Source organism: Amycolatopsis jiangsuensis (genome assembly GCF_014204865.1).
Taxonomy (GTDB): domain Bacteria; phylum Actinomycetota; class Actinomycetes; order Mycobacteriales; family Pseudonocardiaceae; genus Amycolatopsis; species Amycolatopsis jiangsuensis.
Window position 1 is genome coordinate 6,775,999 of record NZ_JACHMG010000001.1, and the last position, 19,390, is coordinate 6,795,388.

At 69.7% G+C, this 19,390-nt stretch carries 16 protein-coding genes; 12 read left to right on the top strand and 4 right to left on the bottom strand.

All coding sequences use genetic code 11. The features are described 5' to 3' along the window. Positions 1-12: 12 nt before the first annotated feature. From BJY18_RS30805 to BJY18_RS30820, 4 genes are all read left to right on the top strand, one after another. The gene (locus tag BJY18_RS30805) at positions 13-723 is read left to right on the top strand and encodes a TetR/AcrR family transcriptional regulator (protein ID WP_184783389.1); all 711 of its coding nucleotides are present in this window, start codon (positions 13-15) and stop codon (positions 721-723) included. A 131-nt stretch (positions 724-854) separates the two neighbouring features. Next, positions 855-1,499 (top strand): VOC family protein, encoded by a 645-nt coding sequence (locus BJY18_RS30810; RefSeq protein ID WP_184783390.1) that lies wholly within the window; start codon positions 855-857, stop codon positions 1,497-1,499. Further along, positions 1,496-1,744 carry a hypothetical protein gene (locus BJY18_RS30815; RefSeq protein WP_184783391.1) on the top strand — a complete coding sequence of 83 codons (249 nt, stop codon included), beginning with the start codon at positions 1,496-1,498 and terminating at the stop codon, positions 1,742-1,744. Before BJY18_RS30810 ends, BJY18_RS30815 begins: the two co-directional genes overlap by 4 nt. Further along, complete coding sequence (locus BJY18_RS30820; RefSeq protein ID WP_184783392.1) at positions 1,741-2,988, top strand: alpha/beta fold hydrolase; 1,248 nt, start codon at positions 1,741-1,743, stop codon at positions 2,986-2,988. Before BJY18_RS30815 ends, BJY18_RS30820 begins: the two co-directional genes overlap by 4 nt. 28 nt (positions 2,989-3,016) lie before the next feature. On the opposite strand, the gene BJY18_RS38140 is transcribed toward BJY18_RS30820, so the two are convergent. From BJY18_RS38140 to manA, 3 genes are all read right to left on the bottom strand, one after another. Continuing rightward, positions 3,017-3,148, bottom strand: a complete 132-nt coding sequence (locus BJY18_RS38140; protein ID WP_184783393.1) for a zinc-binding dehydrogenase — start codon at positions 3,146-3,148, stop codon at positions 3,017-3,019. Between the two features lie 27 nt (positions 3,149-3,175). Beyond that, a complete protein-coding gene (locus tag BJY18_RS30830; protein WP_184783394.1) occupies positions 3,176-7,018 on the bottom strand; it encodes a glycoside hydrolase family 38 N-terminal domain-containing protein in 3,843 nt (1,280 codons plus the stop codon). Between the two features lie 147 nt (positions 7,019-7,165). Then, positions 7,166-8,326 carry a mannose-6-phosphate isomerase, class I gene (gene manA / locus BJY18_RS30835; protein WP_184783395.1) on the bottom strand — a complete coding sequence of 387 codons (1,161 nt, stop codon included), beginning with the start codon at positions 8,324-8,326 and terminating at the stop codon, positions 7,166-7,168. Positions 8,327-8,478: 152 nt separating this feature from the next. Between manA and BJY18_RS30840 the strand changes: the two genes are divergently transcribed. The 4 genes from BJY18_RS30840 (at position 8,479) to BJY18_RS30855 (ending at position 13,666) form a co-directional block, all read left to right on the top strand. Further along, positions 8,479-10,182, top strand: a complete 1,704-nt coding sequence (locus BJY18_RS30840) for a class I mannose-6-phosphate isomerase (protein WP_184783396.1) — start codon at positions 8,479-8,481, stop codon at positions 10,180-10,182. Positions 10,183-10,237: 55 nt separating this feature from the next. Next, positions 10,238-11,629, top strand: a complete 1,392-nt coding sequence (locus BJY18_RS30845; RefSeq protein WP_221458032.1) for a sugar porter family MFS transporter — start codon at positions 10,238-10,240, stop codon at positions 11,627-11,629. 17 nt (positions 11,630-11,646) lie between these two features. Further along, positions 11,647-12,576, top strand: coding sequence for an ROK family protein (locus BJY18_RS30850; protein ID WP_184783398.1), 930 nt, complete (start codon positions 11,647-11,649; stop codon positions 12,574-12,576). A gap of 64 nt (positions 12,577-12,640) precedes the next feature. Continuing rightward, positions 12,641-13,666, top strand: a complete 1,026-nt coding sequence (locus BJY18_RS30855; protein ID WP_221458033.1) for a LacI family DNA-binding transcriptional regulator — start codon at positions 12,641-12,643, stop codon at positions 13,664-13,666. A 43-nt stretch (positions 13,667-13,709) separates the two neighbouring features. Here the strand turns inward: BJY18_RS30855 and BJY18_RS30860 are convergent, their stop codons facing one another. Then, the gene (locus tag BJY18_RS30860; RefSeq protein WP_184783399.1) at positions 13,710-14,753 is read right to left on the bottom strand and encodes a LacI family DNA-binding transcriptional regulator; all 1,044 of its coding nucleotides are present in this window, start codon (positions 14,751-14,753) and stop codon (positions 13,710-13,712) included. Between the two features lie 160 nt (positions 14,754-14,913). Between BJY18_RS30860 and BJY18_RS30865 the strand changes: the two genes are divergently transcribed. Genes BJY18_RS30865 through BJY18_RS30880 form a run of 4 tightly spaced genes read left to right on the top strand, consistent with a single transcriptional unit; the run spans position 14,914 to position 19,390 of the window. Continuing rightward, a complete protein-coding gene (locus BJY18_RS30865) occupies positions 14,914-16,197 on the top strand; it encodes an ABC transporter substrate-binding protein (RefSeq protein WP_184783400.1) in 1,284 nt (427 codons plus the stop codon). Next, complete coding sequence (locus BJY18_RS30870) at positions 16,197-17,129, top strand: carbohydrate ABC transporter permease (protein WP_184783401.1); 933 nt, start codon at positions 16,197-16,199, stop codon at positions 17,127-17,129. Before BJY18_RS30865 ends, BJY18_RS30870 begins: the two co-directional genes overlap by 1 nt. 9 nt (positions 17,130-17,138) lie before the next feature. After that, positions 17,139-18,011, top strand: a complete 873-nt coding sequence (locus BJY18_RS30875) for a carbohydrate ABC transporter permease (RefSeq protein WP_184783402.1) — start codon at positions 17,139-17,141, stop codon at positions 18,009-18,011. 17 nt (positions 18,012-18,028) lie between these two features. Further along, positions 18,029-19,390 (top strand): GH1 family beta-glucosidase, encoded by a 1,362-nt coding sequence (locus tag BJY18_RS30880; protein WP_184783403.1) that lies wholly within the window; start codon positions 18,029-18,031, stop codon positions 19,388-19,390.

Sequence of the window (19,390 nt, forward strand, 5' to 3'; positions counted from 1 at the left end):
TACGATCAGCACATGAGCGGCAACGGGTCCGGACGCAAGCGCAGCACGGCGAGCACCGCGCGCCGGGAGCTGGTGGAGAACGAGCTGTACGAACACGCCACCCGGCTGTTCGCCGAACGCGGGTTCGCCGGTACCAGCCTGCAGGACATCGCGGACGCGATCGGGATGACCCGGCCGGCGCTCTACTACTACGTCAAAAGCAAGGACGAGCTGCTGGCCAAGCTGGTCGCCGAGGTGACCAGCGGGCCGCTCGACGAGCTGACCGCGGTGTCCGCGCGCGGTCTCGATCCGGTCGAGACGCTGCGCGCGATGGTGGCGGTGCTCGCCGGGCGCCAGGCGCGCCAGCCCGAGCGGTTCCGGCTGCTGATCCGTTCCGAGGCGGAGCTGCCCGAGGAGCTGACCGAGGCCTACGACCAGGGTCGTCGCGCGGTGCTGAAGGCCGTTGCCGGAGTGATCGACGGCGGCGTGCGGGCAGGCCGGTTCCGGCCGGTCGACGCGCGCGTCGCGGCGCTCGGGGTGCTCGGCATGTGCAACTGGGTGGCCTGGTGGTTCCATCCGGGTGGACGGGACACCGCCGAGAGCGTGACCGCTCAGCTCGCCGATATGGCGGTGTTCGCGTTGCAGCGGCCCGACCGCCAGGCCGTGGACGACGACAGCCCCGCCGCCGCGCTCAAGCTGCTGCGCCAAGACCTCGACCACCTGGAACGCCTGCTGGACCAGTAACCGCCCCCGGCGCCGCCCGGCCGGGTACCGGTCTGCCGTGCGTTTCGTCTCACCAGTCAAACTATAGACTCAACCGTAAATTCGCGCGTATGGTCGAGGGCGGATCACCAGACCGCTCCTGGAGGTAGCAAGTGACTGAGCTCGAGCACCGTGTACAGGGCGTCGACCACGTCGCCTTCCCGACCTTCGACCCGGCCGGGACCGTCCGGTTCTACCGGGACGTCCTCGGCTTCCCGGTCGTCCACTCGATCTGCGCGGCGGGCTGGGGACCCGAGGATCACCCGGACTTCATCCACTTCTTCTTCGACATCGGCAACGACGACCGGATCGCGTTCTTCTACTACTTCGGCACCGCACCCGATGTCGGCGGCGCGGAGGGCGTGAAGGGCGACGTGTACGCGCGGTTCGGCGCCGACGTGCCCGACTTCTTCGTGCGCTCGCGGCACCTCGCGATCCACGTCGACAACGAGGAAGACCTGCTGGAGTACCGGCGCCGGCTCGACGCGAGCGACTGGCCGGTGGAGATGCAGATCCAGCACGAGACCATCGAATCCATCTACACCCACGATCCGAACGGGTACATGTTCGAGATCACCCGGGCGATGCGGCCGGTCACCCCGCAGGAGGACCTCGACGCGAACCTCACCATCGACGCGCTGCTGGACGTCGTCGGCGAGCCGGAGCCGTCCTTCGGGAAACTGCTGGCGCGCAAGGCGGAGCTGATCGTGGAACGGGCCGCGGACTGGGCGGCGGCGCCGTCGGAGGCCGGCCGATGACCGTGCTCTACGTCCTCGACGTCCCGGAGAACACCGCGGTGGCGAAGGTCGCCGGCCAGGACCCGGTGGTCACGGTCGGGCAGCTCGGGCCGTACTTCACGATCAGCTCCGACGGCCCGATCGTGATCGACCGGCGGGCCACCGGCTGCCGGCACGCCGTCTGGTACTCGTGCGTTGCCGGAGTGTCCCGCGATTCCCGGATCACCCAGCACGACAAGGACGCACTGCGCGTGGAGCGCGGATGACCGCGCCGGCCCGCCTGGGCGAGGGCCGCTACCTGAGCGCCGGGGAACGCCCCGGCGCCACGGTCACTTCGGTACACGAACTGACCACATCGGACGGTGCGACGGTGCGGGGTGTCCTCGCCACGGTCCCGGGTGCGCGAACCGTGGTGTGCCTGATGCACCCGCGGCAGGACCTGTCGCACCATCCGCTGGTGCCTTTGCTGCTGCGGGCCGGCGCCGCGGTGTGGACCCAGCACACCCGCTCGGTGAACAACGACCTGAACCTGCTCCACGAACAGGCCCTTCTGGACGTCGCAGCGGGGCAGGTTTTCTTGCGTGACAAGGGTTTCGAGCAGGTGGTCGTGCTGGGCCACTCCGGTGGCGGGACGCTGTTCGCGTTCTACGCCGAACAGGCCGCGCTTCCGGCGGCCGAGCGGATCGCGGTCACGCCGGGCGGTCGCCCGGTCGGGCTCGCCGAGGCCACCATGCCGGTGCCGGACGGTGCGGTGTTCCTCGCCCCGCATCCCGGGCAGGGAAAGCTGTTGCTGGCGTGCATCGACCCTTCGGTGGCCGACGAGGGCGATCCGCTTTCGGTCGTGCCGGAGCTGGATCCGTGGAGCCCGGCCAACGGCTTCGTGGAACCTCCCGGAAGTTCGCGGTATACCGAGGATTTCCTGCAGCGCTACCGCGCCGCGCAGCGTGCCCGGGTCGCCCGGATCGATGCGGTGGCCCGCGAAGCACTGGCCCGCACCGTGGAAGCCCGCGCGGCGTTCAAGAAGTCCGGCGCGGCGGCCGACCGGCGGCGCAGCCTCGCGCCGAAGATCATCACCGTCTTCCGCACCGACGCCGATCCGCGCTGCGTCGACCTTTCACTGGACCCGAGTGAGCGGCCCTATGGCTCGCTGTTCGGCAAACGCCCGGATCTCATCGACTACGGCCAGGTCGGCTTCGGCCGGTTGAGCACTCCGGAAGCCTGGCTGTCCACCTGGTCCGGACTCAGCTCGAACGCCGATTTCGCCCGGTGCGCACCGGGTGTCACGGCACCGACGCTGTTTCTCGAACTCACCGGCGACCAAGCCGCGTTCCCCGCCGACAGCCGGCGCATGGCCGAGGCGCTCGGCGCGGAGGACCGCACCGTGGCGACCGTGCGCGGCCTGCACTTCGGCGGCGCGATCGCGGAAGGCGAACCGACCGGCAACCAGCTCGCTGCCGAGGAAATCGTCCATTGGCTGGACCACCGGTTTCCCCTCGCACCAGTGAAGTGATTCGCGCTCGAAACAGCGGCCGCCGCGCTCAGGGCTTGAGAATGAGCTTGCCCGTGGAGGAACCACTCTCCAGGAGGCGATGTGCTTCGGCGGCTTCGGTCAGCGGGTCACGGTGCACCGCGCCGCCGTCGTCGACCTGCTGCGCGCCGCCGGGCCGCACCGGCGCTGCGGCCCGGCGAGCGCTCGATCACTCCCGCGTACACCTGGACGCCCTGACCGCTCCCGAAAGGTCGGCAGACCTGGAATACGTGTCACCGAGTACCGCACACCAACCTGCGGACGGTTTCAGCCCGACGGTCACGATACCGTGCGCATCCACCGGAACAGTGACCTCCGAACCGGTGCCGGATTCCGTTACCTGCAGCCGTTTCCCGGTCGGGGATTCGGACGGGGTCTCCAGTTGGGCCTCCGCTGTCTTGAACGGCAGCCGCAGTTTTACGGTTCCTCCCTTTCCGGTGACTTCGAGTAGTCGCACCGTCAGTGGCAGAGCAGGCGAGCTCGCGTCGGCGTACGCCTGTTTCACGGTCTGTACGAAGACGTTCTGCGCGTCCACTGACACGAGCGACTGTGCCCCGGCTGCGAAAGCACCCTCCTGCGAGGGGGAGAGCGCCGCTGATTCGAGGGGTGTCCGGACACTCCGGCCGTAGCCGGTCGCGGCCACCGGCTCGAACGCGCCGTCGTGGCTGGTGATCGAGTAGTGGTAGCTGATCGGCCCGGACTGCGCCTGCCGGTAGTTCGTGTTCCAGATGCTGTTGAAGGCGTAGGAGAACGCCGAACCGTTGTCCGGCAGCGGCGCTGCCGGGTCGGGGCCGGACCGGTCGAGGCGGCCGGGCCGGGGTTGCAGTTCCATGGTGCGGATGTGCCCGAACTCCATGAGCGGAGCGTCCTGACTGGACAGCGTCACCCCGGACTGGTGGTTCGACACGTCCGCATAGCCGCGCACGCCCTGCCAGTCCATTGCGGATCCGGGCATCTGACCCGAGCCCAGCGTCACCGGCGTACCGGGAGCCTCGTAGGTCACCGTGGGTTTGCGCACCTCGAACGGGAAGGCGAAGTAGCCCTCCTCCGGTGTGGTCACCCAGGTCTTGTCGATGTCGTCGGTGATGTCCAGCCGTTTCGTGTTCGCGTACAGGGTGAGCGTGGCCGCCGCCGACTCGACGCCGGTTGCCGCGCCGTGCGGGTCCTTGCCGCCGGGGGTGTCGGGATACGCGACCTTGAGGCTGACGCTGACCGGGCCCTGTGACTGCACGGAGACCGTCGCGCTCTTCGGGGACCACTGCTTCTCCGGCGTGGTGTGGCCGTCGCGCTTCGGATTCGGCCGGTACACGTACTGGTTCAGCGCGAACTCCGACCGGGAGTCGACGAGCTGACGATGGGCTTGCTTGTCGTACACCGAAGTCACCGCACCGGTGCTGGTCGACAGGGTCACCCGGTAGTACTGGTTCTCCAGCGTCCCGGTTCGGGCGTCCCAGTGCAACGCCGGATCCGGCTTGCTCGCCTGGTTCGCGCCGGCCCGCAACTCGTAGGTCCGGTAGCCGTCGGAGGGCACCTTCGCCGCGACGAACCGGATCTTTCCCTTGCCGGCCGGTTCGTAGGGCGTGGCCGCATCCGTGGCGACATCGACGAGCTGACCGGACCAGCCGTCCGGCACCGTCGCGGTCACGACGTCACTGCGTACCACCGACACCGGGTTGAACACGGCAAGTCCCGGACTGCCGGAAGGATTCGCGATCTTCCCGCCCAGCGAGCGGGTGGCCGAGTCCATGGCCTCGGTACTGAGCCGGGAAGCCTTGTCCGCGTGGGCTTTCTTCACCGCCCATTGTGGATCGTCGGCCTGCAGGTCCGGACTCGCCCAGGTGTGCTCGGTATAGAGTTCAGCCTCCCGGTCGGCGGAGTCGACGACACGTTGCAGGTCCGGGTCCGAGCCGAGCGTGCCCAGCGTTTCCGCGGCCGTGATACGGGACTGCGCTCGCGTCGTCTCGGCGGTTTCGGCGGCCGAGGATCCCGCGCCGTCGGACCACCAGTCGGGGTAGTCGCCGTGCTTGACCGGCAACTGCCCGACGTCCTGGGAGGTCGGGTCGGGGGAGTACCCGGACTCGGAGACCTCGCCGTGCGGGGTGGTGGCGTCGGCGAGGTAGCGCGACGGCGTCGACATCTTCAGCTTCGGCCAGCTGTACTGCTGGCTGTAGGCGTGGATCACGTCCGAGATGCCGTTCATCGGCGGTGTCGTGTCCTGGAAAAACATCAACGGGTACACCGACTGCGGGTACCTGCTGACCTGCAGCCCCGGGGCGCGGTTGACGAGCCCGTCGGCCATCTTGCCGGCGAGGGTCGCGACCGTGGCGGACGAGGGTGCCTCCACCGGGTGGTAGGGCAGTTCCGGCGTGATGCCGCACGGGTCGGTCGGGTCATCGGTCGGCCACGGCGCCATGGTGCATTTGAAGGCCTCGTCGAGACCGTATCCCTCGTTGTAGGAGTTGGCGCCGAAGAAGGTCAGGACCTTGCTGCCGTCCGGGGCCTTCCAGTGGAACAACGCCGGCGAGTTCTGGTCGCTCGCCGGTTCCGTCCAGCGTCCGGTGTGGTCCGGATTGGTCCCGTTGACCAGCAGCTTCACCCCGTCCTTCGCGAGCGTCTGGATCTTCTGCGCGGTCACGCCCGCGATGTCCTCCTGCATCGCGGTGGTCGCCGGCACACCGAACTTCTCCGCGAACGTCCGGACTCCCTTGTTCTGGGAACGGATCAGCTGCTCGGTGCTCGACAGGTCACCCAGGTTGTTGTCGTACCCCGCGGTGTTCTCGATCTGCCCGGAGGCGACGCACTTGCCCAGCGCGGCGACCTTGTCGGCCGGGCGGTCCTGCACGTAGGAGTCCAGCATCCACGCCTGCTCGTTGGTCCAGCGGAACCGCTCCGCGTCCGGACGGTGCGCGGTGGCCTGGCATTGGGACACCGCCTGGTCGAGATAGGCGTCGCTGAGCTGACGGGTGGTCGCCTGGTCGTAGTGGTAGCCGATGTCCAGGTGGTTGCCGTGGAGGATCTCGAAGGTCCAGCGCCGCTGGTAGGGCAGGCTCATCGGGTACGTGCCGGCCGGCTGCCCGGTGAGCGACGGAGTGACCTCGAGCTTCGCCGCGGCGAGCGAAGGCGCCGGAGGCACCTCGATCCGCTGCGTCGACCGTCCCTTGGGCAGCGAGGCGATCTTGGTCTCGGAAGTCGCCTCGCCGAGCGTGGAGCTGACGACGGCAGGACCGGTGTCCGCGGTGTTGTCGACGGCCACGTCCACGAGCTGGCGATCCTGCCCGCCGACGGATTTGAACAGCACTGTGGGCGTCATCGACAGGACCCGCACCGCGCCGGGCTTCGCCGGAGCCGGCACGAGCCGCACCGAGTCGTAGGCAGCCCAGGAACCCGCGGTGGTGCGCAGGGAAATGCTGTTCTGCCCGGCGTTCAGCGTGTCCTTCGGAATCAGGACACCGATCTCGTGCGGTTGGTCGGAATAGCCGACGGTGCCTTCGAAGTAGCCGACGCCGTACGCGCCGGCACCACCACCCGCCGGCAATGTCACCGACTCGACCGGGCGCCCGTTGGACAGAACCTCGATGGTGGGCGGGTCCGTGTCGTGCGTGTCCACGTAGTCGACCTGGAGGAGCAGATCGCCGGCGTTCCCGTTTTCCAGTCCATAGTGGATGGTGGCCGTGTGGTCCTTGCCGCCCGCCCAGGCGTCGGCCGGGCCGGGCTGCACATAGGACCAGTCCTTCTCAGGCGTGCTGTGGCCCACGGTGTAGTCCACGTCGTGGGGGAAAGCCGACGCGTACTTCTGGAAGTCGCCCGGCGCCAATGCCAGTTCCGCGTCGGACCGGTCCGCCGCGCCGATGGCGAAGACCGACGGCTGGGTGTATCCGCCGGAGGCGGCTGCGCCTGTTCCGCTGGTACCGGCCTCGCTGACCGCCGGCACCGACGCCGTGACCACCACTGCGACGAGCGCGTAGACGAACCACCACCGCGAACGGCGTTTTCCAGCTGCGTGTGACTGCATCCAAGAGCCTCCTTCGGCTCCGTTCCGGACAACCCTGTCACGGAAGGCACCGCTTTCGCGGTTCGCCTCGGCAGCTGTCGCAACGCAGCCCGCCTCCCGCCGGGAGCGATTGTTAACGATAACGTCCGGTTGTGCAAGGGTCGGTTCTCACTCGCCGACAGTCGCGCTGAAGAGCGTGCCGGTCCCGTGCACGACGGCTTCGCCGTGCTCGCGCGCCGGTACGAACACCGACTCCCCGCTGGTCAGCGCCACTGTCTCCGTGTGCAGCCGTACGACGACCCGGCCGTGCGTGCACAGCAGAATTCGCGGGCCGGCGCCGCGGATCGTCCGCGTCTCTCCGTTCAGCACGCGACGGGACAGCCGGAAGTCCTTCGCCGGACTGGGGTAGACCTCCTCGTCGTCGACCTCGATGGGACGCACGAGCCGCGGTTCCTTCGGCTCGAAGCGGACCACGTTCAGCAGTCCGGGTACATCGATGTGCTTGCCGGTCAGGCCGCACCGCAGCACGTTGTCCGAATTGGCCATCACTTCCACTCCCAAGCCGGACACGTAGGCGTGCGGCACGCCCGGCTCCAGGTAGAGCGCTTCGCCGGGCCGCAACCGCACCGGGTTCAGCAGGAGCGCGGCCAGCACGCCGGGATCGCCGGGGAACCTGCGTGCGAGGTCGGCGTAAATCCGGTGCGGCCCTGCGGAAAACGTCTGCGCCACCAGCTCGACCAGCTCCGCCGTGCGGGCGCGTTCCTGGGTCAGGAACGCGATCAGCACGGTGGCCAGCGCGTCCGGTTCGGTGCGCAGGAGCTCGACGTGCCGCCGTGCTGCCTCGATGTCCAGCTCGGCCAGGAGATCCGCCGCCGCGGCCGGAGCGCGGAAGCCGCACAGGCCGGTGAAGGGCGTCAGCGCGCACAGCAGTTCCGGTTTGTGATTGGTGTCCCGGTAAGTGCGCTGCGACGCGTCGATCGGGATCCCGCGCCGTTCCTCGTCCGCGAAACCGGCGGCGGCCTGCTCGAGATTCGGGTGCACCTGCAGGGAGAGTGGACGATCCGCCGCGAGCACCTTGAGCAGAAACGGCAGCCGTGGCCCGAAACCACGCACGACATGAGTGCCGAGTTCGGCCACCGGGTCCGCCTCGATCGCGGCGGACAGCGACACCGGGCCGTCGCCCCGGTCGATCCTCGACGACGCACTCGCGTGGGCGCCGATCCACAACTCCGCCTGCGGCCGTCCGTCCGGTGGCAGGCCGCGCAACGCGGGAATCGCGGTGACCGAACCCCAATCGTAGCGACGCACAGTGTTGACAAGACGGTCCATCCGGCAACTTCCTTACCGCGTGACAGAAGAGGCGACTCTCCGGCGCCGGGGTACTGGCCCTTGACGCGCGAGCCCGGTCAGGGTCATTGTTAGCGCGTCGTTGTTAACGTTACCAACCGCGTTACCCACCGTCCGGCTGCAACGGAGGCTTCGTGACCCGCCGCTACGACCGCGATCCGCGTTATTCCCCGGCGTTCGGGAGCGTTTCCCGTGGCTGGGCCGCCGCCGTGCGGGAGCTGCCCAGGACGCCGGTCGTGCTGGCGGTCGACGGGCCGGCCGCGCTCGACTGGCCGGCCGCGCTCGCCGGTCTCCGGGAAAGCCTTGCCGCGGAAGGGATCGCGCACCGGACGTTGGATCTGCGGGAGTACGAAGCGGACTGGTCCACCGTCCGCGCCCGCACCGGCGACGACGGCACCGACCCGTACTACCTGAAACTCGCCCGCAACAGCGTCGCGGACGTGTACCGCGAGCTTCCGCGCCCCGCGCGTCCCGCCGCGGGCGTGCTGATGGTCTGCGGGCCCGGCGCCGCGCTGGTCGACCACGATGTGCTGTGGTACGCGGATCTGCCCAAGCGGTATGCCGAAGCGGCGGTCGCGGCGGGGGAGCTGCCGGTGGGGGTGAACCTCGGCCGCCACCGCGAACCCGGCGACCTGCGCCGGCTGTTCTACGCCGACTGGCCGATGCTCGACGCGCACCGCGACCGCCTCGCCGGGGACGTCGATCGCTGGTTCGACGCCCGGCAGCCGGAAAGCCCGGCGTCGCTCAGTGGCGCGGCGATGCGGGTGACACTGGCGGCTCTCGCCACGCAGCCGGTACGGACCCGGCCCTACTTCAATTCGACGCCGTGGGGCGGCCAGTGGGCTGCGCGCGAACTCGGTTTCGCGCCGCAGCGGGGAAATACCGCACTCGGCTACGAGCTGATCGCGCCCGAGTCCGGGGTGGTGGTCGGCAGCGACGCGGAAGCCGAGGTCGAGCTGCCGTTCCAGCTGCTGTGCGTGCTGTACCCGGTGGAGATGCTCGGCGCCGAGGTGCACGCGGAGTTCGGCACCTCGTTCCCGATCCGGTTCGACTACCTCGACACCGTCGACGGCGGCAACCTCTCGCTGCATCTGCACCCGCGCGCGGACTACATGCGTGCCCACTTCGGCTGGCCCTACACCCAGCACGAGTCCTACTACGTCACCGAAAGCGCCGGTGCGCGCGTCTATCTCGGCCTGCAGGAGGACGCCGACCTCGGCTTGATGCGCAAGCAGGTCGAGGTGGCGATCGAACGCGGCGAGCAGCTGGAGGTGGAGCGCTTCGTGCAGCACCACCGCGCGCGAACGGGACAGCTCTACCTCATCCCGGCGGGCACCCCGCACGCTTCCGGCGCCGGCAATCTCGTGCTGGAGATCAGTGCGACGCCCTACTTGTACTCGCTGCGGTTCTACGACTGGCTGCGCAAGGACGCGCAGGGGAGGTCCCGTCCGCTGCCCTACGCGCACGGGTTCGCCAACCTCGAGCACGCACGCCGGGGCACCGCCGTCGTCGACGACCTGATCCAGAGCCCGGAAACGCTTCGCGGCGGCCGGGGCTGGCGGGAAGAACTCCTCGGCGCGAATGCGGAGATGTTCTACGAGGTGCGGCGTTTCGTACTGGACGCGGACGCCGAGGAATCGGCCGAGGACGACACGGCCGGGCGGTTCCACGTTCTCAACGTTTCCGCGGGGGACGGGGTGCTGCTCGAAACCGCCGGCGGCGCGCGTCACGACCTGGTGTTCGCGGAAACGCTCACGGTCCCCGCCGCGACGGGTGCCTACCGGCTCCGCCCCCTGGGCTCCCGGCCGGTTCATGTGGTCAAAGCCCTGGTCCGCTGACCGGGGATCGGGAGTGCCCGCGCCTCGCGGCGGCCGAAGGAGAAGGGGAAGTCACGTGAACCGTTCGCCCGCACCGTCCCGCGCGCGTCCCGGCGCCGCTCCGTCCCGTTCGCTCATCGTCATCGCCGGCGTCAGCAGCCTCGGCGGCCTGCTCTTCGGTTATGACACCGGGATCATCTCCGGCGCGCTGCCGGCCATCGCCGGGGCGTTCGACCTGGCTGAGACCGGTCAGCAGCTGGTCACCAGCGCCATCGTGGTCGGGGCCATCCTCGGCGCGTACGCCTCGGGACGACTGTCCGACCGGCTCGGCCGCCGCCCGGCCATCATCGTGGCAGGCGCGGTGTTCGCGATCGGCGCCGTGCTCGCCGCTGTCGCGCCGGAAGCGTGGACGCTCGGCATCGCCCGGCTGGTACTGGGTTTCGCGGTCGGGCTCGCCGCGCAGGCGGTCCCGTTGTATGTCGCCGAACTCGCGCCTCCCGCCCGCCGTGGCGGTCTGGTCGTGATGTTCCAGCTCGCCATCACCGTCGGGATCCTGTTCGCCTACCTCGCCGGCTACGCGCTCGACGGCAGCTGGCGGTGGATGTTCGGTCTCGGCGCGCTGCCCGCGGTCATGCTGCTGGCCGGAATGCTCGCGCTGCCGGAGAGCCCCCGGTGGCTGTTCACCCACCACGAGACCGCGGCGGCGCGGGCCGTGCTGCTCCGCGTCCGTGCCGACACCGCGGTCGTGGACGAGGAGCTGGGCCAGCTCGCCGAAACCCCGGCCACCGGTGACCAGCGCCGGCTGCGGACACTGCGCGCGCGGTGGCTCCGCCCTGCTCTCGTCGCCGGTCTCGGGCTGGCGATCGCGTCGCAGATCACCGGGATCAACGCGATCATCTACTACGCCCCGACGATCCTCGGCGACGCCGGCTTCGGCCGTTCCGCGGCCATGCTCACCACGGTCGGCGTCGGCGTGGTCAACCTCGTCATGGTGATCCTCGGAATCCGGCTGGTGGACGCGATCGGCCGCAGGCGGCTGCTGCTCGTGCTGATCCCCGGTGCGGTGCTGAGCCTCGCTGTCGTCGCCGTGGTCCTGATGACCGAGCCCGCCCCGCAGGGGGCCGGCCGGTGGCTCGTGATCCTCGGCGTGCTCGGCTACGTCGCCTGCAACGGCGGCAGCCTCTCGGTGGTCGTGTGGCTGGCCGGACCGGAGATGTACCCGCTGGGGGTCCGTTCGGTCGCGGTCGCGGTGTCCGGCTTCACGGTGTGGTTCTTCGACCTCCTGGTCAGCCTCACCACGCTCTCGCTCACCAGCGCGCTCGGCACCACCGGCACGTTCTGGCTGTTCGCGGTGGTCAACGCCGCCGCGTTCCTGTTCGTCTTCCGGTTCGTGCCGGAAACCCGCGGGCGCAGCCTGGAGGAGATCGAAAGCGCACTGCGTTCCGGTACGTTCACCGCGATGCGGTGAGACAGGCAGGTCGGCGGATGCGTGAAACGGAACCGGTGCCGGTGCTGGAAGTCGGCGGTACGCACGTGACCGCCGCGCTGGTGGATCTGGCCGGCCGTGCGCCGGTGGGCAAGACGGTACGGCTGCCGCTGTCCACGCACGGCAGCGCGGTGGAGATCCTCGACTGCATCGGCGCGGCCGCGGCCATGGTCGGCGCGCCGGCGGCGGCGCGGTGGGGGGTTGCCGTGCCGGGCCCGTTCGACTACGCGCGCGGAATCGGCTTGTTCCGGGACGTCGGCAAGTTCGACACGCTCTACGGCATGGACCTCGGGGCGGAGCTGGCGCGGCGGATGCGGCGGGCGCCCGCCGGACTGCGGTTCCTCAACGACGCGGACGCGTTCGGCATCGGCGAGTACCTGGCCGGAGCGGCTGCCGGGCACCGGCGCGCGGTCTGCCTCACCCTGCGCAGCGGGGTCGGTTCGGCGTTCCTCGACGGCGGCGTTCCGGTGAACGAGGGGCCGCTGGTACCTCCGGAGGGCAGCGCCTACCTTCTACGGCACCGGGGCAGGCCGCTCGAGGAAACCGTGTCGCGACGGGGAATTCGCACTGCCTACCTCCGGGCGACGGCCGGTGACACGGGCCCCGCGCCGGACGTGCGCGGCATTGCCGATCGTGCGCGCCGCGGCGACGAACACGCACGGTTCGTGCTGGTCGATGCCTTCCACTCGCTGGGTGTGACGATGGCGCCGTGGCTGGAGAAGTTCGCGGCGACAGTGCTCATCGTCGGCGGTTCCATCGCCGCGTCGTGGGACCTCGTGGAAGAACCGCTGCGCAGGGGTTTGCGGACGAGCTCGGACGCCGAGCCGCGCGTCGCGGAGCGTGCACTCGACGCACCGCTGCTCGGCGCTGCCTGGTGGTCGGCGCAAGCCGTTCGTACCGGCGAAGAGGCCGCTGATCGCCTACAATGAGGGCGTTACCACCGTTTTCACAGAGCTCGGTTCACAGCTCGATCTCACAGAGAGTGCCTTCGCAGTGCCCCCGAACGGCAGCACCGGCCCCACGGGCACTGCCGCGCCCACCATGCGCGACGTCGCCGCGCGCGCCGGGGTCAGCGCGATGACCGTGTCGCGGGTGCTCAAGGACGAGAACGTCAGCGCGGCGACCAGGGACCGGGTCCTCACCGCGGTGCGCGAGCTGGGTTATCGCCGCAACGAGGTCGCCCGCAACCTTCGCCTCGGCCGGTCCAGCGGCATGATCGGACTGGTCGTCACCAACCTCGGCAACCCGTTCTACTCCCAGCTCGCGCTCGGCGCCGAGCAGGTGGCCGAGAAACACGGCCTGCGGCTGGTCCTCGGCCACACCGCGGGACTCGCCCAGCGCGAATACGAACTGGTCGACGACCTGGTGTCCCGCCGGGTGGACGGGATGATCGTGGTGCCCGCCGGGTCGGCGCAGCAGCACCTGGATCCGGTGTCGCTCGGCGGTGTCCCGGTCGTGCTCGCGTCGAGCCCGCCGGCCGGGATCGAGGTCGACGCCGTGCTCGTGGACGACTTCGGCGGCGCTCGCGCGGCCACCGCGGACCTGCTCGCCGCCGGGCATCGCGCGGTCGGCTTCCTCGGCAACCCGCCGACGTTGTTCACCGGCGCCGAACGCTTCCGCGGCTACTGGGCGGCACACGAGGAGGCCGGCCTGGTGCCGCGCGAGGAATGGATCCGCCGCGGCCCCGACGACATCCCGACCGCCGCGGCGGCCGCGCGGGAGCTGCTGGACCGTGCCGATCCGCCGACGGCGTTGTTCTGCACCAACAACCGGATGACACTGGGTACCTACCGCGAGATCCGCCGGCTCGGCGCCGCGACGGCGCTCGCCGGATTCGACGATTTCGAAATGGCGGATCTGCTCGACCGGCCGATCACCATCGCGTCCTACGACCCGGGGGAAATCGGCCGTCGCGCGGCGGAACTGCTCCTGAGTCGGCTCGAGCAGGGCCCGAACGCGGTGCCAGGGTTGACCCGCCGCCTGGTGGTACCGACCACGCTGGTGCACTACGGCCGCTGATCGTCGCGCCGTCCCGGAGATGGCTGTGGGCCGTGTTCCGCACTCACCGCTGCGAGCCACACGAGTCGCGGACCACGAGTTTCGTCGGCAGCCGCACCGGTTCCGGGACCTCGTCGCTGTCGAGCATCGACAGCAGCGCGCCTGCCGCGGCGGTGCCGAAGCCCCGCTTGTCCTGGGCCACCGTCGTCAACGCCGGGTCGACCAGCGACGCCACTTCGATGTCGTCGAAACCCACCACCGCCACGTCGTCCGGTACCCGGCACCCGGCCGCGCGAGCCGCCAGCAACGCCCCCACGGCCATCTCGTCGCTGGCCGCGAACACCGCCGTCGGTGGGTCCGCACGAGCCAGCAGGCGCCGCATCTCCGCGAATCCGCTCTCGCGGTAGAAGTCCCCGGTGACGACGAGGTCTTCGCGGAAAGGCAGCTCCGCTTCCGCCAGCCCACGCAGGTAGCCGTCGGTGCGGGCGGCGGCGGGCACGTTGCCGTGCGGGCCGGTGATCGTCGCGATCCGGCGGTGCCCGAGCGCGGCCAGGTGCCGGACGGCGTCTGCCGCACCCGACGCGTTGTCTGAGGTCACGTAGGTCGCGCGTGGTCCGGAAAGGGCCACGTCCAGCGCGACGCACGGCAGTCCGGAATGGGCGAACGCGCTGAACGCCTCGGCGTCGGTCCCGCTGTCGATGAGCACCAGACCGGCCAGATGGTGGCGCCGCGTCATGCTGACGTACGCGACCGGGTCGGCCAGCGAGGCGCCGGGATTGCGGCTGCCGCTGTCGTCGCTCGTGGCGAGCATCAGCAGGTGGTAGCCGCGCGAGCTCAACGCGGATTTGAGGCCCAGCAAGAGGTCCTGCAGAAACGGGTGCCGCCAGCTGTGCCGCCGGTGGTCGGTGTCCCAGACCAGCCCGACCATCGTCGAGCGCTGCCGCGACAGCGCCCGCGCCGCTTCGTTCGGCGAGAAGTCGAGGTCCCGCGCGACCCGCTCGACGTGTTCGCGGGTCGCCGCGCTGACCGTCGCGGGACGGTTGAACACCCGCGACACGGTCGCGACCGAAACCCCGCAGAGCTGCGCAATCTGGCGAGCGGTGACCATGTCGACCTCCGGAGCTGTAACGGGTTACATCTGTAGCACACGGCGTCTGTCTGCAGTAATGCCGATCAAGGTTACCGCTTCGTTACTTGACGCGCGTCGCCTGGGAGCGCTCTCATAGGTCCTGCGTTTTCCGACCGGCCCGCAGAACAACGGAGATCTCATGCGCCCGAAAACGACATCCCGCAGAATCCGCCTCGTCGCCGGCGCGGTGTGCGCCGGCCTGGCCGCGGTCGCCGCACTGAGCGGCTGCGGGAGCGGAGACTCCGGCGGGAAGGTCAAGCTCAGCCTCGGCCTGTTCGGCAACTTCGGCTACCCGGCCCTGATCAAGGAATACCAGGCCGCGCATCCGAACATCGAGATCACCGAGCGGACCGCGGCCTACTCCGACCACCACAAGAACCTCGCCGCGCACCTGGCCACCGGCGGCGGTGCCGCGGACATCGAGGCGATCGACACCGGCTACGTCGCCCAGTTCAAGGCCACGCCGGACAAGTTCGTCGACCTCAACACCGTCGGCGGCGACAAGCTCAAGGACCGCTGGCTGAGCTGGAAGTGGGCGGCGTCGCAGGCCAAGGGCGGGCAGCAGATCGGCTACGGCACCGACGTCGGCGGCCTGGCCATCTGCTACCGCCGCGATCTGTTCGAGAAGGCCGGGCTTCCGGTCGACCGCGACGAGGTCGCCGCGCTCTGGCCGACCTGGCAGGCGTTCTTCGCCACGGGCAAGCGTTTCCAGGCCCACGCTCCGAACGGCGTCAAGTTCATGGACGGCGGCCCGACCGTGCTCAACGCGATCTTCGGCCAGGCACCCGTCGGGTACTACGACCGGAGCGACAAGCTCGTCGTCGACAGCAACGCGGCGCTGCGCCAGGGCTGGAACCAGGTCGTCGACGCGGTCAAGTCGAACCTGAGCGCCGGGCTGCTCTACAGCACGCCCACCTGGAACACCGGGTTCACGCAGAGCCAGTTCGCCACGGTCACCTGCCCGGCCTGGATGATGCCCAAGATCAAGGACCAGGCGCCGGACACCGCGGGCAAGTGGGACGTCGCGACCGTGCCCGGCGGGGGCGGCAACTGGGGCGGCTCGTACCTGACGGTTCCGAAACAAGGCAAGCACACCAAGGAAGCCGCCGACCTCGCCGCGTGGCTGACCGCGCCCGAGCAGCAGGCGAAGGTCTTCACCAGCGAGGGTCTGCTCCCGTCGACGCCGTCGCTCTACGACGACCCGAAGATCTCCGGCTACACCAACCCGTTCTTCAACGACGCGCCCGTCGGCAAGCTCTTCACCGATGCGGCGAAGAACCTGAACCCGCAGTACCAGGGCCCCAAGGCCGGTGACGTCCAGACGGAGTTCGGCAACGCGATGCAGCGCGTCGAGCAGGGCAAGCAGGACGGAGCGGCAGCGTGGCAGCAACTGGTGGGCGACGTCGCGAAGCTGCAGAGTTGATGGCTTCACCCGGAACGCTGAGCCGGGCCGATCGGCGGCACAAGTGGAGCGTGAAACTGTCGCCGTTCGGCTTCATCAGCCCGTACTTCCTGATCTTCGGCATCTTCGGGCTGTTCCCGTTGCTGTACACGGCTTTCGTGTCGTTGCAGAAGCGGAACCTGCTCGACGCCGACGCCGCGACGTTCATCGGGTTCGGCAACTACGAGCGGCTGCTGCTGCACGACCCGTACTTCTGGAACGCGATGGGGAACACGGTCAGCCTGTGGCTGATGACCACGATCCCGCAGATCCTGTTCGCGCTCGGCATCGCGCACCTGCTCAACCGGCGGCTGCGCGGACGGACGCTGTTCCGGATGGGCATGATCCTGCCGAACATCACCTCGGTGGCGGCGGTGACGATCATCTTCGCGCAGCTGTTCGGCCGGGACTTCGGTCTGGTCAACTGGGTGCTGAGCTGGTTCGGGGCCGGTGAGGTCGACTGGCAGGCGGGCACGGCCAGCTCGCACACCGCCATCGCGGCGATGGTCGTGTGGCGCTGGACCGGCTACCACGCCCTGATCTTCCTGGCGTCGATGCAGGCGATCCCGTCGACCATGTACGAGGCCGCCACCCTCGACGGCGCCAACGGGTGGCAGCAGTTCTGGCGGATCACCGTGCCGCTGCTGCGGCCGCAGATCATCTTCTCCACGGTGATCGCGACGACCGGGAACATGCGGCTGCTCGCCGAGCCGCTGCTGTTCAACCCCGGTACGGCGGCCGCCACCGGCGGCTCGGACCGGCAGTTCCAGACCGCCGCGCTCTACCTCTACGAACAGGGTTTCACCAAGTACGACTTCGGCTACAGCTCGGCGATCGCGTTGGTGCTCGCCGTCGTGACGATGCTCGTCGCGGGCCTGTCGTACCTGGTGACCCGGCGCATCCAGACGGATTGAGGAGCGGACATGACCACCGTGCTGACCCCGCCCACGACCACGCCAGGGCGGACCCGGCGGATCGTCCGGCGCGTCACGAGCCCGTGGACCTACGCCGGGCTGATCGCGATCCTCGCCGGTTCGGCGTTCCCGGTGTACTGGTCGCTGGTCGTCTCCTCGCAGACGAACGAGGCGGTCGGCAGCGTGCCGCCGGTGCTGCTGCCCGGCGGGCACCTGTTCGAGAACATCGCCAGGGTCTTCGACGAGACGGACTTCGCGCTGGCGCTGGGGAACTCGCTGATCGTCGCGGGCACGATCACCGTCTCGGTGGTGCTGTTCTCGACACTCGCCGGGTTCGCCTTCGCCAAGATGCGGTTCCGCGGGCGCACCGCGTTGCTGCTCGTCGTGGTCGCCACCCAGGCGATCCCGACCGAACTGGGCGTGGTCCCGCTCTACATGATGATGGCCGACCTCGGCTGGGCCGGGCAACTGCAGGCGGTGATCGTCCCCGGCCTGGTCACCGCGTTCGGCGTGTTCTACATGCGCCAGTACTTCGAGCACGCCCTGCCACTGGAGCTGCTGGAGGCCGGGCGGATGGACGGCTGCGGGCCGCTGCGGCTGTTCTGGCACGTCGCCCTGCCCACGGCCCGCCCGGCCGCGGCGGTCCTCGGCCTGTTCACGTTCATGCAGGCCTGGAACGACTTCTTCTGGCCACTGGTCGTGCTCGTGCCGGAGAACCCGACCGTCCAAACCGCACTGTCCACTCTGGCCAGTGGTTACACCACCGACTACACGCTCGTGCTCACCGCCGCGACCATCGGCACCATCCCCGTCCTCGTCGTGTTCCTGCTGTTCGGCCGCCAGATCGTCGGCGGCATCATGCAGGGCGCGCTCAAGGGCTGACCTCTCCGGAGCTCATCGTGACTTCCTCCCTCCCACCCGGCTTCCGCTGGGGCGTCGCCACTTCGGCCTTCCAGATCGAGGGCGCGACCACCGCGGACGGCCGCGGACCGTCCATCTGGGACACCTTCAGCGGGGTGCCCGGTGCGGTGGCGGGCGGCGACACCGGCGAACCGGCGGCCGACCACTACCACCGCTGGCGCGCCGACCTCGACCTGCTCGCCGAACTCGGCGTGGACGCCTACCGGTTCTCGATCTCGTGGCCCCGCGTGCAGCCGACGGGCCGCGGCCGTGTGGAACGCCGTGGTCTCGACTTCTACCGCAGGCTCGTGGAAGGGCTGCGGGAAAGGGGGATCGAGCCGTTTCCGACGCTGTACCACTGGGATCTGCCTCAGGGCCTGGAGGACCGCGGCGGTTGGCGGTCACGCGACACAGCGTCCCGGTTCGCCGATTACGCCGCTCTCGTCCACGCGGAACTCGGTGACCTCGTCGAGCACTGGACGACGCTGAACGAGCCCTACCCGTCCGCGGTCGCGGGCTACGGCGAGGGCCGCCACGCACCCGGGGCGAAGGAGGGCCACGGCGCGCTCGCCGCCGCGCACCACCTGCTGCTCGGCCACGGCCTCGCGGTGCGGGCGATGCGGGAGCAGGCGCCTTCTCAGCACGAGTTCGGCATCGTGCTCAACCAGTCGCCGGTCGTACCGGCATCGGATTCGGCCGAGGACGCCGCCGCGGCGTCCCGCCAGGACGCTCTGTTGCGCAGCCAGTTCACCGACCCGCTGTTCGGCGGCCGGTACGCACCCGGCCTGGAGACGATGTTCAGTGCCGTTTCGGACTTCTCCTTCCGCCGCGACGGCGACCTGGAGACGATCGGCCTGCCGCTGGACTACCTGGGCGTGAACTACTACTACCGCCTGCACGTGGCGGACGCGCCGTACCGCGAGCCCGACCCGGCCCGCCGCTCGGTGGCCGACATCGGGGTGGACACCTCGCGGTTGCCGGACGTGCCGCGCACCGGCATGGGCTGGCCGGTCGAACCGGACGGCCTGACCGAAGCCCTGGTCGGCCTGCGCAACCGCTACCCGAAGCTTCCGCCGTTGTACGTCACGGAAAACGGCTGCGTCTACCCGGACCGAAGCGACTTCGCCGACTACGAGCGCATCACCTTCCTGAGCGAGCACATCGAAGCCGCCCGCGCGGCGGACGTCGACCTGCGGGGCTACTTCTGCTGGTCGCTGCTGGACAACTTCGAGTGGGCCCACGGCTACAAGCACCGGTTCGGGCTGGTGCACGTGGACTACGCGACACAGGCCCGCACGCCCCGAGCGAGCTACCGCTGGTACCGCGACTTCATCGCCGGAGAACGCGAACGCGGAGCGTGA